A 14026-nucleotide genomic window follows, 5' to 3' on the forward strand; every position below is an offset into this window, starting at 1 on the left:
TCCCGCTCGGGGGGAAGCGGGACGGCCATCGCGGTCAGGTGGTCAGGTACGCGGTGCCGACAGGTCATACACTCCGACATTGCCGACCACGGACTTGGTGAAGTGCTGGTGCACCCAGTCGCTGATCTGTGCGGCGCTGCCGCGCTCTTCGTGGGGAGGCCCGCCCCGGCCGCCCTCGGGCCGGTCCAGGAAGTAGCGGACCTGACCGTCGGCGACGTACTGCTGGAACTGCGCGAGGGTCGGCGAGTTGTCGCTGCCGGTGAACCCGCCGATCGCCATCAGCGACTCCCCCGTCTTGAGCTCGAGGTCACTGACCATCATCGACCCGACACTCGCCGCCGCCCAGCGGCCGTCGGCACCCGCGATCAGCTCGGCCAGTGCCGGGTCGTCGGCCCGCCCGAAGTCTGGACCGCCCGGACCACCGGGCCCACCCGGGCCACCGAATCCGATGTCCCGCTTGGGACCCGACATGGCAATCGGTCCACCACTGTGCCCGGCGGCCACCGTCTCGACGGTGTAGGCCGCGGTCGCCGAGAGCCCGAAGAACATGGCCGCCAACGCCGCTACCGCCGGCAGCCTCCCCGGCCGGTGGGCCACCAAGGCCAGGGCGATGGCGGTCAGCACCGAGCCGATCAGCACGATCCAGCGCAACGCCGGTAGCCAGTCGGGGGTGCGGTTCAGCAGTACGAAGGCCCACACCCCGGTGCCGGCCAGCATGACCGCAAGCACCAGTCGCGACGCCAATCGGGCACGCACACGCCATAATTCGGTGACGGAGATTCCCACGACGGCTGCCACGGCCGGTGCCAGCGCGACCGTGTAGTACGGGTGGATGATCCCGTCCATGAAGCTGAACACCACGGCCGTGACCAGCAGCCAGCCACCCCACATCAGCAGGCCGGCCCGCGCCCCGGCGGTGCGCGCGGTGCGCCGGGTGAGCCACAGCGCGGCAACCAGGCCGATCAGTGCTGCGGGCAACAACCACGAGGCCTCGGTACCCATGGACATCCCGAACATCCGGCCGATCCCCGGATCACCGCCAAACGCCAGGTTGGCGCCACCACCGGGGCCGTGTCCCGGCCCGCCGCCTCCGCCCGGCCCCGGACCGTTCTGCCCCATGATGCGCTGCAGTCCGTTGTAGCCGAATGCCAGTTGCAGCAGGCTGTTGTCGGTCGAGCCGGCGATGTAGGGCCTGGAGCCGGCCGGCCACAACGCCACCAGCGCGATGTACCAACCTGCCGAGATGATCATCGTGACCGCGCCGATCAGCAAGGTACCCAAGCGTTTCCACACTCCGACCGCGGGTGCGGACACCAGGAACATCAGCGCCAGCCCGGGGACGACGAGGAACGCCTGCAGCATCTTGGTCAGGAAGGCGAAGCCCAGCGCCGCGCCGGCCAACGCCACCCACCCGGCACTGGCCCTGGCCGGTACCGGCCCGACCGCACGGACCATGAAGTAGGCGGCCAGCACCAGGAGCAGCACCAGCAGCGCGTCGGGGTTGTTGTAGCGGAACATCGAGGCCGCCACCGGCGTCAACGCCAGCGCCGCCCCGGCGATCAGACCGGCGCCGGGGCCGCTGGTGCGCCGCACGGTGGCGTACAGCAGTGCCACCGCGCCGACGCCCATCAGTGCCTGCGGTAGCAGCATGGTGAACTCGTTGAAGCCGAACAGCCGGCCCGACAAACCCATTGCCCACATGGCCGCCGGCGGCTTGTCCACCGTGATGGCGTTGCCGGCGTCCAGCGATCCGAACAGCCAGGCCTTCCATGACCGGGTACCGGCCTGTGCCGCCGCGGCGTAGTAGCTGTTGGCCCAGCCCGACGATCCCAGGCCCCACAGGTAGAGCACCGCGGTGCCGGCCAGCAGGGCCCAGTAGGACGGCCGAACCCAGCGCGGGGTCACCGCATCCGGTGATTGCGCGGTCACGGCGGCGGCATCGGGTGCCGCGTCGGCGATGGTCGTCATATCCCTGTCTCTCGATTCGGTTCGGTGGCTGCCCGCGTCCGCGACGGGTGGAAGACCCACCCCCGCAAGAGGACGAACCGCACCACGGTGGCCAGCAGGTTGGCTGCCACCAATACTGCGAGTTCGACGCCGCGGTGCGGCACGGGCGCCACGGCATGCAACAGTCCCAAGGAACCGCTGGTGATGGTCAGCGCGATCGCGAACACGGTCAGGCCCTCGAGATGGTGACGGGTGATGTTGCCCGCCCCGGCGATACCGAAGGTGAATCGCCGGTTCGCGGCGGTGTTCCCGATCGCGGTCACCAGCAGCGCGATCAGGTTGGCCGCCTGCGCACCGACGCCGGCCCGCAGCGCGGTGAACAGCAGCAGGTAGGCCAGTGTGGAGACCACGCCGACGGCGGCGAAGCGGACCGCCTGGCGCAGCAGCGATTCGGGCGCCGCCGACTTCCGCGACGAGCCGAGCTGCGCGGCGATGGTGTTCACCGGGATCGAGCCGTTGGCGAACCCGCGGAGCAGCCGGCCGATGCCCTTGAGATCGGCGGTGGCGGGGGCGGCGATGTCGACGCGGCTGTCCGGATCGTCCACCCAGTCCACCGGCACCTCGTGGATTCGCAGGCCGCTGCGCTCGGCCAGGACCAGCAGCTCGGTGTCGAAGAACCATCCGGTATCGGCCACATGCGGAAGCAGCCGGCGGGCGACGTCCGCGCGGATCGCCTTGAACCCGCACTGCGCATCCGAGAACCGGGCGGACAGAGTCGATTTGAGGATGAGGTTGTAGCAGCGCGAGATGAACTCGCGCTTGGCGCCACGGATCACCCGTGAGCCGCGGCCCAGCCGGGTGCCGATCGCCAGATCGGAGTGACCCGAGATCAGCGGTGCCACCAGGGGTGCGAGCGCAGCCAGGTCGGTGGACAGGTCGACATCCATGTAGACCAGCACCGCGGCATCCGAGGTCGACCACACGGTGCGCAGGGCCCGGCCGCGCCCCTTCTCCTCCAGTCGCACCACACGCACACCGTCGAGTTCGGCAGCCAGTTCGGCGGCGATGCGCGGGGTGTCGTCGACGCTGGCGTTGTCGGCGATGGTGATACGGACCGGCACCGCGAAGTTCTCGTCGAGGTAGCGGTGCAGCCGCCGCACCGAATGGGCAAGTGCGGCTTGCTCGTTGTACACCGGCACGACGACATCGAGCACCGGGACCCCGGCCTCCCGGGCGGCCAGTGCGGCGTTTGGCCGGGACGCGAAGTGGAACCGCTGTTCGGGGTCTTGGACCAAGGTTGTCATGAGTTCATCGTTCTCCGGAGGCTTGTGATCTGAGTGGGGCGAAGCTATGCGCCTGCTATGTGTTCGTCGCACGGGCAGTCAGGTCGTAGATGGTCACGTCGTCGACGGTGACCGGGTTGTAGTGGGCCTGCACCCATTCCGCGATCTCGATGGCCGCCCGGCTGCCACTGGGGGTGTGTCCGCCGAATCCGCCGGTCATGATGCGGGATCGGATGAAGTAGTGGATCGCACCGTCGTCGACGAGACGCTGGAACTCGCCGAGCGTCGGCGCCGGATCGGTGCCGTTGAAGCCTCCGAGCGCCATTACCGGTGCGCGGGTGGCCAATTGGTACCCCGCGGCGTTCGACGAACCCACGACGGCCGCCGCCCACTGGTAGCGGTCGGCACCGGCGGCCAGGACCTGGGTGAGGGTGGGACCGGGTTCCGGAGCGGCGAACAGTCCACCGAATCCGCCTCCGCGCGAAGGCCCTACCGCCGGTATCGCCCCGGTGTGCGGGCTGGCCGCGGTGGCGATCGAATAGGCGGCCGGACCGGCCAGACAGGCCGCCAGCGCCAGTGTCGCGGTCACCCGCGTCACTGGGCGGTCCAACCGCCTCGCCATGAGCAGCAGCACCGCCGCGCCCACTCCTGCTACCGCCACCGCCGCCCGCAACCACGGATACGGGTCGTCGTGGCGAGCCAGCAGCACCGCGGCCAGGATCGTGGTCACCAGCACGACACCGGACATCACTGTGGCGGCCCGGATTTCGGCGCGACGCTGCCACAGCAGCACGGCGCCGATGCCGGTCACCGCGCCGACGGCCGGCGCGAGCGCGACGGTGTAGTAGGGATGCACGATGCCGTGCATGAAGCTGAACACCACCGCGGTGACCAACAGCCAACCACCCCACATGGTCATTGCGGCACGGATCGGATCGGTGCGGGCGGTCCGACGGGTGAGGTAGAGGCCGGCCGCCAGGCAGATCAGTGCGGCCGGCAGGAGCCAGGCGATGTCGGCGCCCATCTGGGAACCGAACAATCGGCCTGGCCCGACATCGAAGTTGAGGTTGCCCAGCCCGCCGGTTTCGTCGCCGGTCAAGCGGCCCAAGCCGTTGTAACCCAATGCCAGTTCGATGATGCTGTCGTTCTGTGATCCACCGATGTAGGGCCGCGCCGAGGACGGCCACAACTCCACCAGCACCAGATACCAGCCACCGCTGACGACCATGGCCGCTGCGGCCGTGACGACATCGAGCACGCGCCGGCTCGGCGGACGGTCCCCGGCGATCAGCGCCGTGGCGGCGAAGGCCGGCAGGACGAGGAAGGCCTGCAACATCTTGGCCAGGAATCCGAAGCCCACCGCGGTACCTGCGGCGACGAACCACCAACGGCTGGAGTCTTTTTCGATGCCACGCTGAATGCAGTAGGCCGCCGTGACGAGCAGCAGCACCAGCAGGGCGTCGGGGTTGTTGAACCGGAAGATCAATGCGGCCACCGGCGTCAGCGCCAGCACCGTACCGGCGAGCAGGCCGGCCCACGGTCCGGCGGCCCGGCGAACCGCGGCGTAGAGCACCGCGACGGCACCGACCCCCATGAGCGCCTGCGGTACCAGCACACTCCACGAGTTGAGCCCGAACAGGCGCACCGAGATGTCGGTGATCCACAGGGCCGCGGGCGTCTTGTCGACGGTGATGGCGTTGCCCGCGTCGCTGGACCCGAACAGCATCGCGGTCCAGTTCTGCGCCCCCGCCTGCGCCGCGGCCGAGTAGAACGCGTTCGCCCACCCACTGCTCGACAGGTTCCACAGATAGAGCACCGCGGTTCCGGCCAACAAGGCCATCAGTACCGGCTTCGGATGGCCAGGGCCCGAGGCAGCCGGCGTAGCCGTCTCCACCTCGACAGCAGGGTCTGCGGCAACGAGGGTCACTACCCCATGTTTGCCGCGGCGGCTAGGTACCCGATTGGTCCGTCCTGTGTGTGGCCTGTGAGCTCGGCCCGGGCAATCGCACCGCGAACTCGGTGGCACCCGCGGCGCTGCTCACCTCGATGGTGCCGCCGTGTGCCTTGACCACCGCGGCCACGATCGCCAGGCCCAGCCCGGTACTGCCCTCGCGCCGCGAGCGCGACGAATCGCCACGCGCAAACCGCTCGAACACGTCTGGCAGCAGGCTCGCCGGGATCCCGGGACCGTTGTCCGCGACACTGAGCAATACCGCGCCCGCGTCGTTCGCGACGGACTTCAACGACACGGTCACCGAGGTGCCCGCCGGTGTATGGGTCCGCGCGTTGGCCAGCAGATTCGCCAGTACCTGATGCAACCTGGCCTCATCGCCCTCGACCACCACCGGGTCTTCGGGCAGGTCGAGTGACCATCGGTGGTCCGGACCGGCGATGTGGGCGTCGCTGACCGTATCGACCACGAGCCGGGACAGGTCCACGCTGTCGCGTTCCAGCGGCCGCCCGGCGTCGAGGCGAGCCAGGAGCAGCATGTCCTCGACCAACTGCGTCATCCGCGCCGTCTCGGACTCCACCCGGTTCATCGCGTGGGCCACGTCGGCGGGCAGGTCGTCGCGCTTGCGCTGAGCCAGCTCGGTGTAGCCGCGGATCGCGGCCAGCGGTGTCCTCAACTCATGGCTGGCGTCGGCGACGAACTGGCGCACCCGCGTCTCACTGGCGTGCCGGGCCGACAGCGCACTGGCGATGCGGTCGAGCATCCGGTTCAGGGACGTGCCCAGCTGGCCGACCTCGGTGTGGGCGCCGGCCGGGTCGACCGGCACGATCGGTGTGGGCAGCTGCACTTCGCCACGGTCGAGTTCGAGATCGGCCACCTTGCGCGCGGCCGCAGAAACCCGTGACAGCGGGGCGAGTTGGTGCCGGATGATCAGGGTCCCGGCAGTGGTCGCGGCGATCAGCGCGATGGCCGCCAGCACACAGAACATTCCGAGCACCCAGAGCAGGGTGTCGTCGACGACGGCGGTCGGCAGCCCAGTCACGATGACCTGCGGTCCGCCGTGGCGGGGGTGAAGACCGATCAGCCGGTAGCGTCCCAGCCCGTCGAGCACAACGGTTTCGGGAACCCGGTTCGCCGGGATCTGGGAAAGTTGTTCGGCCGCAGCCGCACTGACCTCGATCCGCTCACCTTCTGCGGTGATCACACCCGCGTCCACGGGCCGATAGGGCGACACCACGGCCCCGACCGTGCGCGCGGCCTGACCCGGTGCGTTGAGGAATCCGGGCCCCGGCCCCTCCTCCGGGTCGAACGGCCCGCGATGGTGGCCGCGCATACCCGGCGGCGGCGGTGAACCCGGTGGCGGAGGCGGCAGTTCGAAGATCGCCGCCGAGCGCCGGCCGGCCTCGATCAGCTGATCGTCAAGCTGGTGCATCAGAAACCGTTGCAGCGCAAACTCCGTCGCCACCCCGATGCTCGCGCACACCACAGCCAGCAGAGCCACCTGGGTGACGACCAGACGGGCCCGCAACGACCAGGTGCGCGGTGACCACCACCGGGTGGCGCTGCCGGTCCCGACCGCCACCTCAGCGAGCGGGCCGGAGGACATATCCCGCACCACGCAGCGTGTGGATCATCGGTTCGCGTCCGCTGTCGATCTTCTTGCGCAGATAGGACACATACAGTTCGACGATGTTGGACCGTCCACCGAAGTCGTAACTCCACACCCGGTCGAGGATCTGCGCCTTGCTCAACACCCGTTTGGCGTTTCGCATCATGAACCGCAAGAGCTCGAACTCGGTGGCCGTCAACGTGATCGGGTCACCGCCACGGGTCACCTCGTGGCTGTCCTCGTCGAGCACCAGGTCGCCGACGACGATCTTGGCGCCACCGTCTTCGCTGGTCACCCCGGTGCGCCGCAGCAGCGCCCGCAACCGCAGCACCACTTCCTCAAGACTGAACGGCTTGGTGACGTAGTCGTCCCCGCCCGCGGTGAGCCCGGCGATGCGGTCCTCCACCGAATCCTTGGCCGTCAGCAGCAGCAAGGGCAGGCCAGGGATCTGTTCGCGCAGCTTCCGCAGCACGTCCAGACCGCTCATGTCGGGCAGCATCACATCGAGGACGACCACATCCGGTGGGTTCTCCCGCGCCGCGGCGATCGCGCTCGCGCCGTCCCCCGCCGTCGCGATGTCCCAGCCCTCGTAGCGCAGCGCCATCGACACCAACTCGGCCAGTACGGGCTCGTCGTCGACCACCAGTACCTGGATCGGGTTGCCGTCGGCGCGCCGCATCACCGCGCGCCCGGACTCGGGATCACCGCCGTTGGTCGTCATACTCACGGGCTCATTATTCGCCCGGGCAATAGGCCCAGACTGTGTCTTGTCTATGCGCGAGCTGTGAAAAACCGCCATATCCGCTGCAGCGCGAATACACAGCCGACTCACAGACAACACCGGCGCCCCGTTCGGGGTTGCCGACCGCCGGACCTCCGGCCGCCGCCCTAGTTGCCGTACCCGTCAGGCAGTTCCACCTTCACCGTCGGCTTCGCGAAAGACGTCTCCAGCTCACTGGGAGCCGTTGTCTTGGTTACGGTTTCGCCAGCGGCCGGCACCGGGCCGATCACCGCCCCACTAGCCGACGCCCCGCCCATCATGGCGCCGATTGCGCCCATTGTCGCCAGTGCGATCGCTCCCACACCGGCCATCGCGTACTTGGTCCGTTTGTTGCGTTCGTCTCCTGTCACACCGACCTCCCTACCGCCAATCCGGGGCAGAGGTAAACCGCCCGCGTTGCGCGCAGGCTGACGGCATCAGCCGCGATCAGTGCGGTGTGGCAAACCCAGGCGGCGTCGTCGCCGAGACGGTCGGCGACGCCTCGGACGTCTCCGGAGCTGACGGCGCGGTCGTTTCGGTGATGGTTTGTCCTGTGGTGATGGCCGGCGGTTCGACCCGGTGCTGGGCACCGGTCAGACCACCACCCACCCCGATTCCGAGCACGGCCGTGGCTAACCCGCCGAGGGCGCCGATGCCCGCGGAGATCAATTTGAGATTTCGCTGATTGTTTCCCTTAGCGCTACCCAATGCGCTCACCTCCCACTGCGACGTATATCCGCGGCGGCCGGAGGTGAAACCACCACCCGATCAGTGCGTGGTGGCGAAACCCGCCGGCGGGGTGTTGCCCCGGAGCGCAGGTACGGCCATGGACACGGCCGGCGCGGTCGGCGGTGTCGTCTCCGTGCTGGTCTGGCGGAGATTCATGTGTGACCCCGCGGCCAATGCCGGAGACGCAGGCGTCGGCGCACCATCGGCGATGGCTCCGACGACACCCAACCCCATCACTGCTGCCCCACCGGCGACCGCGGCGATCACTTTGACGTTCTTGAGTCCGCTGACCTTCATGTTTTTCAGTGAACGCCTGATTTCTATGTCAAGGCTGTGGCACGACTGTCAGTTACCCGCCGGATTCCGGTTCGTGACTGCTCTACCCTATCTGGCATGCAGCCGTGGGCGGGAACAACCGGATGACGCGCTTTCTGGCGCGCCGGCTGCTCAACTACATCGTGTTGCTGGCCCTGGCATCGTTCCTGACGTTCACGCTGACGTCGCTGACGTTCGAGCCGCTCGACAGCCTGCTGCAGCGCAATCCGCGGCCACCACAGTCCGCGATCGACGCCAAAGCCGCCGAACTCGGCCTCGACAAGCCCATTCCGCTTAGGTACGTCGACTGGGCATCCAGTGCCGTCCGCGGCGACTTCGGGACCACTGTCACCGGGCAACCGGTGTCCGATGAGCTGTGGCGGCGCATCGGGGTCAGCCTCCGGTTGCTGATCATCGGCTCGGTCCTGGGGACCGTGATCGGCGTGGTGCTGGGCGCGTGGAGCGCCATCCGGCAGTACCGGCTGTCCGACCGGTTCATCACCGTGCTGTCGCTGCTCGTCCTGAGCGCACCGACGTTCGTGATCGCCAACCTTCTCATCCTCGCTGCGCTGAACGTGAACTCGGTTCTCGGAGTGCAGTTGTTCGAATACACCGGGGAAACTTCGCCCGATGCCATCGGGGGATGGTGGAACCAGTTCGTGGACCGGCTACAGCACCTGGCGCTGCCCACCTTCACGCTCGCGCTGGGTGCCATCGCCGGCTACAGCCGTTACCAGCGCAACGCGATGCTCGACGTGCTCGGGCAGGACTTCATCCGGACCGCACGGGCCAAAGGGCTGACCCGGGGCCGGGCGCTGTTCAAACATGGCCTGCGTACCGCGCTCATCCCGATGGCCACACTCTTCGCCTATGGCGTGGCCGGCCTGGTGACCGGTGCGGTGTTCGTCGAGAAGATCTTCGGCTGGCACGGGATGGGCGAATGGGTGGTGCAGGGCATCGCCACCCAGGACACCAACATCATCGCTGCCATCACGGTGTTCACCGGCTCGGTGGGGCTCCTGGCCGGGTTGTTGTCGGACGTCATCTATGCGGCACTGGATCCGAGGGTGCGGGTGACATGACACAAACCCCTGATGCTTCGGCCACGTCGGCACGTTCGGGTCTGCACACCGAGGAATTCGCCACCCGGCGCACCCTGGTGTTGCGGCGCTTTATGCGCAACAAACCCGCGGTGGTGTCGCTGGTGCTGCTCGTGGTGTTGTTCGTCGGCTGCTACGCCCTGCCGCCCCTGCTGCCGTACAGCTACACCGACCTTGATTACTACGCGCTGCAGGAGCCGCCGTCGGCCGACCACTGGTTCGGCACCAACGCACTCGGGCAGGACATCTTCGCCCAAACCCTGCGCGGCATGCAGAAGTCCATGCTGATCGGGGTCTGCGTGGCGTTCATCTCGACCATCATCGCCGCCACCGTCGGAGCGGTCGCCGGTTACTTCGGTGGCTGGCGGGACACCGCACTGATGTGGATCGTCGATCTGCTGCTGGTGGTGCCCAGCTTCATCCTGATCGCCATCGTGACCCCGCGCCTGGGCCAGTCCGATCGCGTGTTCTGGCTGATCGTGTTGTTCTCGGTGTTCGGCTGGATGATCAGCTCGCGAATCGTCCGCGGCATGACGATGAGCCTGCGCGAGCGTGAATTCGTCGTCGCCGCACGGTATATGGGCGTGAGCAACTGGCGGATCATCGCCCGCCACATCCTGCCCAACGTGGCCTCACTGCTGATCATCGACACCGCGCTCAACGTCGGCCTGGCGATTCTGGGCGAGACCGGCTTGAGTTTCCTGGGTTTCGGCATCCAGGCGCCCGACGTATCGCTGGGCACATTGATCGCCGACGGCACCAAATCCACCACGACGTTCCCGTGGGTGTTTCTGTTCCCGGCCGGGGTACTGGTGCTGATCGTGCTGTGCGCCAACCTGACCGGCGACGGCCTGCGCGACGCGTTCGATCCCGGTAGCGGCCAGTTACGTCGGCGGAGGTCGCGAAAGTGAGCCGGTTGCTTGAGGTATCCGATCTGCGGGTGACGTTCCCCACCGACGGCGAGCCCGTGCAGGCCGTACGGGGTGTGAACTTTCATGTCGACGCCGGCGAAGTCGTCGCGCTCGTCGGCGAATCCGGCGCCGGGAAATCGGCCAGCGCCATGGCCGTCGTGGGTCTGCTGCCCGAATTCGCCGAGGTGTCCGGGTCATTGCGGCTGCGCGGCGAGGAACTGCTCGGGTTGTCGGACGCCGACATGTCGCGTATCCGGGGCAACACCATAGGCACGGTGTTCCAGGATCCGATGTCCGCACTCACCCCGGTCTATACCGTGGGCGACCAGATCGCCGAGGCGCTGACGGTCCACAACCGCGACCTGGGCCGGCGCGCGGCCCGGACCCGCGCCGTCGAACTGCTCGAGTTGGTCGGCATCGCCCAGCCGGAACGACGCGCCCGTTCGTTCCCGCACGAGCTGTCCGGTGGCGAACGCCAGCGGGTGGTCATCGCCATCGCGATCGCCAACGATCCCGATCTGCTGATCTGCGATGAGCCCACCACCGCTCTCGACGTCACGGTGCAGGCCCAGATCCTCGAGGTGCTCAAGACCGCGCGCGACGTCACCGGCGCCGGGGTGCTGATCATCACCCACGACCTCGGCGTGGTGGCCGAATTCGCCGACCGTGCCCTGGTGATGTATGCCGGGCGGGCTGTCGAGGATGCACCGGTGGACCGGCTGTACGAACGGGCCCGCATGCCCTACACCGTCGGCCTGCTCGGCTCGGTGCCGCGCCTGGATGCCCCACAGGGCACGCGCCTGGTGCCGATCCCGGGTGCGCCGCCGTCGCTCACGGTGACACCCCACGGTTGTCCGTTCGCCCCGCGCTGTCCGCTGGCCATCGACGAATGCGAGGCCGCCGAGCCCGAACTCATCGAGCTGGCACCGGACCACCACGCCGCCTGCATCCGCACCGACCAGGTCTCCGGGCGCAGCGCCGCCGACATCTATCAGGTGGCGGGCACCGCCGCCACCGCACCCGACACTCCGCGCGCCGACGCCGACGTGGTGCTGCGGGTGCGCGACCTGTCCAAGACCTACAAGCTGACCAAGGGCGTGGTGTTGCGCAGGCAGGTCGGCGAGGTCCGCGCCGTCGACAACGTCAGCTTCGACCTGCGCAGCGGACGCACCCTCGGCATCGTTGGCGAGTCCGGGTCCGGCAAGTCAACCACCCTGCACCAGATCCTGAATCTGTCTGCACCGCAATCAGGTTCGATCGAGGTGCTCGGCTCGGACGTGGCCGGTCTGGACCGCACGACGCGGCGGGCGCTGCGCACCGACCTGCAGGTGGTGTTCCAGGATCCGGTGGCCTCACTGGACCCGCGGCTGCCGGTATCGGATGTCTTGGCAGAGCCGTTGACCGCCAACGGATTCGACAAACCGCGGATCGACGAACGCGTGGCCGAGCTGCTCGAGTTGGTGGGCCTGCGACGCGCCGACGCCAGCCGCTACCCGGCCGAGTTCTCCGGCGGGCAGAAGCAGCGCATCGGGATCGCCCGCGCCCTGGCTCTGCAGCCCAAGATCATCGCGCTCGACGAACCGGTCTCGGCGCTGGATGTCTCCATCCAGGCCGGGATCATCAACCTGCTGCTCGACCTGCAGGACCGGTTCGGCCTGGCCTATCTGTTCGTCTCTCACGATCTGTCGGTGGTCAAACACCTGGCTCACGATGTCGCGGTGATGTACAAGGGCGCGGTCGTCGAGCAGGGCTCCGGTGATGCGGTGTTCGCCGCCCCGCAGCACGAGTACACCCGCAAGTTGCTGGCCGCGGTTCCGCAACCACGGCCTGTCAACGGTTAGGTATTGCCGCATCTACTGGATGCGGCATCTCGATGGCGCTCCGGCGTTTTGGCCCCTCTCCTGTGGTCAGAGTGGTTGTCGGTGGTAAGTGCGATGCTCGCAGGCAATGAGCCGCCACACGACATTCAGGTTCTGCCTCAACCCGACAGTTGAGCAGTACGTGCTGCTGTCCCGCCATACCGGCGCGTCTCGTTTCGCGTTCAATCAGTGTTTGCAGTTCGTCAAGACCGCTCTCACGGTTCGCGACTCGGATTCGACCGCTCGGGTGCCGTGGACGGGGTTCGACCTGATTAATGCTTTCAACACCTGGAAGATAACCGCCGACGCCGGCCGCACATTTACCGTAGACGGCAGCGGTGCGGCTCAACTTTTGGTCACCGGCCTCGCCTGGCGAAACCAAATTTGCCAGCAGGTGTTCGAAGAAGCCGCCGTCGATCTCGGAAACGCACTGAAAGCGTGGTCTGATTCGTGTGCGGGTAGACGCGGAGGGGCAAGGGTCGGTTTTCCCAAGTTTAAGAAGAAAACTCGTGGAACACAGTCACTTCGATTGCGTAATAAGCACTCTAAGGGGCGGCCATCAGCGATTCGCGTCGGCGACCATGACCGACCGCGTTCGATTACGCTGCCCGGTCTCGGACAGATCGCGGTGCACGATGACACCCGCCGACTGCGACGCCTGCTCGCGAAAAACCGCGCGAGAATCCTGTTTGCCACCATCAGTAACCGGGGTGGCCGCTGGTGGGCGTCGCTGACTGTTGAGGCGGCCGACTTCCACGCTGCTCACCGACATCCGACCCGTGACCAATCAGCCGCTGGCGATTGGGTCGGTATCGACCGCGGTCTGTCATCGTTCGCCGTCGCTGCCACCAGCGACGGCACCGAAGTAGTCCGCACCGGCAGGGGCCCGAGGGCCCTGGGCACCGGAATGAAAGTGCAACGGCAACTCGCCAAATCGTTGTCGCGCAAAGAGAAAGGATCACGGAACCGAAGGATCGCTGCCGCGAAGCTGGCTCGCCACCACTACCGTGTGGCCAATATCCGACGTCATTTCCTGCACCAGGTTTCCAACGCGGTGGTCAAGACTCACGACCGACTCGTCATCGAAGACCTCAACGTGTCAGGTATGCGGCGCAACCGTCAGCTAGCAAGGGCTATTTCCGATGCTGGGTGGGCCGAGTTTGCCCGCATGCTTGGTTACAAGCAAGCGTGGCGAGGTGGCGAACTCATCTACGCGGACAGATGGTTCCCGTCAAGCCGACTCTGCAGTGTGTGTGGCGAGCGCAATGCAACACTTACGCTGGCCGACCGGACATTTGTCTGCCCGAACGGCCATGAGATCGACCGGGACACGAATGCGGCAACCAACCTTGCGCAGTGGGGGGAAGCCCACACCAATGCGTCACCAGAACCCCGGACCCCCAAGCACGGAGGCCGGGCCATCAATGCCCGCCGACGAGACGGCGCTGGCCTACGCAATCGTGTAGGCGAAACCGACTCGGATGACGCGGGAACTGACGTTCACCCTGCTCCAGCAGCTTGAACCGACGATCACCCGAGAACGGTGGTGCCAAGAATCACCA

12 protein-coding genes are annotated in these 14026 nt (G+C 67.4%); 4 read left to right on the forward strand and 8 right to left on the reverse strand.

What is annotated here, in order from left to right:
- Nucleotides 1-42: 42 nt before the first annotated feature.
- The 8 genes from BN2156_RS24720 to BN2156_RS24755 form a co-directional block, all read right to left on the reverse strand.
- Nucleotides 43-1968 (reverse strand): ArnT family glycosyltransferase, encoded by a 1926-nt coding sequence (locus BN2156_RS24720; RefSeq protein WP_090517671.1) that lies wholly within the window; start codon nt 1966-1968, stop codon nt 43-45.
- Nucleotides 1965-3251 carry a bifunctional glycosyltransferase family 2/GtrA family protein gene (locus tag BN2156_RS24725; RefSeq protein WP_090517672.1) on the reverse strand — a complete coding sequence of 429 codons (1287 nt, stop codon included), beginning with the start codon at nt 3249-3251 and terminating at the stop codon, nt 1965-1967. The genes BN2156_RS24720 and BN2156_RS24725 overlap by 4 nt, the downstream gene beginning before the upstream one ends.
- A gap of 55 nt (nt 3252-3306) precedes the next feature.
- Nucleotides 3307-5157: a glycosyltransferase family 39 protein gene (locus tag BN2156_RS24730; RefSeq protein ID WP_407661749.1), complete on the reverse strand. Its 1851-nt coding sequence runs from the start codon at nt 5155-5157 to the stop codon at nt 3307-3309.
- Nucleotides 5158-5179: 22 nt separating this feature from the next.
- Entirely contained in the window at nt 5180-6787 is a 1608-nt protein-coding gene (locus BN2156_RS24735) for a sensor histidine kinase (protein WP_090517674.1), read from the reverse strand.
- Nucleotides 6765-7469 (reverse strand): response regulator transcription factor, encoded by a 705-nt coding sequence (locus tag BN2156_RS24740; RefSeq protein WP_164481193.1) that lies wholly within the window; start codon nt 7467-7469, stop codon nt 6765-6767. Before BN2156_RS24740 ends, BN2156_RS24735 begins: the two co-directional genes overlap by 23 nt.
- A 209-nt stretch (nt 7470-7678) precedes the next feature.
- Nucleotides 7679-7921 carry a hypothetical protein gene (locus BN2156_RS24745; protein WP_235625494.1) on the reverse strand — a complete coding sequence of 81 codons (243 nt, stop codon included), beginning with the start codon at nt 7919-7921 and terminating at the stop codon, nt 7679-7681.
- Between the two features lie 76 nt (nt 7922-7997).
- Nucleotides 7998-8267 (reverse strand): hypothetical protein, encoded by a 270-nt coding sequence (locus tag BN2156_RS24750; RefSeq protein ID WP_090517676.1) that lies wholly within the window; start codon nt 8265-8267, stop codon nt 7998-8000.
- A 51-nt stretch (nt 8268-8318) separates the two neighbouring features.
- A complete protein-coding gene (locus tag BN2156_RS24755) occupies nt 8319-8576 on the reverse strand; it encodes a hypothetical protein (RefSeq protein WP_090517677.1) in 258 nt (85 codons plus the stop codon).
- A 122-nt stretch (nt 8577-8698) separates the two neighbouring features.
- On the opposite strand from BN2156_RS24755, the gene BN2156_RS24760 reads away from it, so the two are divergent.
- The 4 genes from BN2156_RS24760 to BN2156_RS24775 all read left to right on the forward strand — a co-directional run bounded on the left by BN2156_RS24760 (nt 8699) and on the right by BN2156_RS24775 (nt 13986).
- Nucleotides 8699-9676, forward strand: coding sequence for an oligopeptide ABC transporter permease OppB (locus BN2156_RS24760; protein WP_090518522.1), 978 nt, complete (start codon nt 8699-8701; stop codon nt 9674-9676).
- Nucleotides 9673-10605 carry an oligopeptide ABC transporter permease OppC gene (locus BN2156_RS24765; protein ID WP_090517678.1) on the forward strand — a complete coding sequence of 311 codons (933 nt, stop codon included), beginning with the start codon at nt 9673-9675 and terminating at the stop codon, nt 10603-10605. The genes BN2156_RS24760 and BN2156_RS24765 overlap by 4 nt, the downstream gene beginning before the upstream one ends.
- Nucleotides 10602-12446 carry an oligopeptide ABC transporter ATP-binding protein OppD gene (locus BN2156_RS24770; protein WP_090517679.1) on the forward strand — a complete coding sequence of 615 codons (1845 nt, stop codon included), beginning with the start codon at nt 10602-10604 and terminating at the stop codon, nt 12444-12446. The genes BN2156_RS24765 and BN2156_RS24770 overlap by 4 nt, the downstream gene beginning before the upstream one ends.
- Nucleotides 12447-12552: 106 nt before the next feature.
- Nucleotides 12553-13986 (forward strand): RNA-guided endonuclease InsQ/TnpB family protein, encoded by a 1434-nt coding sequence (locus tag BN2156_RS24775; RefSeq protein WP_090518523.1) that lies wholly within the window; start codon nt 12553-12555, stop codon nt 13984-13986.
- Nucleotides 13987-14026: the final 40 nt, after the last annotated feature.

It is taken from the genome of Mycolicibacterium neworleansense, assembly GCF_001245615.1.
GTDB classification, from domain to species: domain Bacteria; phylum Actinomycetota; class Actinomycetes; order Mycobacteriales; family Mycobacteriaceae; genus Mycobacterium; species Mycobacterium neworleansense.

Coding starts and splice junctions, on each gene's coding strand:
- BN2156_RS24720 (WP_090517671.1), bottom strand. CDS start 1,968: ATGACGACCATCGCCGACGCGGCACCCGATGCCGCCGCCGTGACCGCG.
- BN2156_RS24725 (WP_090517672.1), bottom strand. CDS start 3,251: ATGACAACCTTGGTCCAAGACCCCGAACAGCGGTTCCACTTCGCGTCC.
- BN2156_RS24735 (WP_090517674.1), bottom strand. CDS start 6,787: ATGTCCTCCGGCCCGCTCGCTGAGGTGGCGGTCGGGACCGGCAGCGCC.
- BN2156_RS24740 (WP_164481193.1), bottom strand. CDS start 7,469: ATGCGGCGCGCCGACGGCAACCCGATCCAGGTACTGGTGGTCGACGAC.
- BN2156_RS24755 (WP_090517677.1), bottom strand. CDS start 8,576: ATGAAGGTCAGCGGACTCAAGAACGTCAAAGTGATCGCCGCGGTCGCC.
- BN2156_RS24760 (WP_090518522.1), top strand. CDS start 8,699: ATGACGCGCTTTCTGGCGCGCCGGCTGCTCAACTACATCGTGTTGCTG.
- BN2156_RS24765 (WP_090517678.1), top strand. CDS start 9,673: ATGACACAAACCCCTGATGCTTCGGCCACGTCGGCACGTTCGGGTCTG.
- BN2156_RS24775 (WP_090518523.1), top strand. CDS start 12,553: ATGAGCCGCCACACGACATTCAGGTTCTGCCTCAACCCGACAGTTGAG.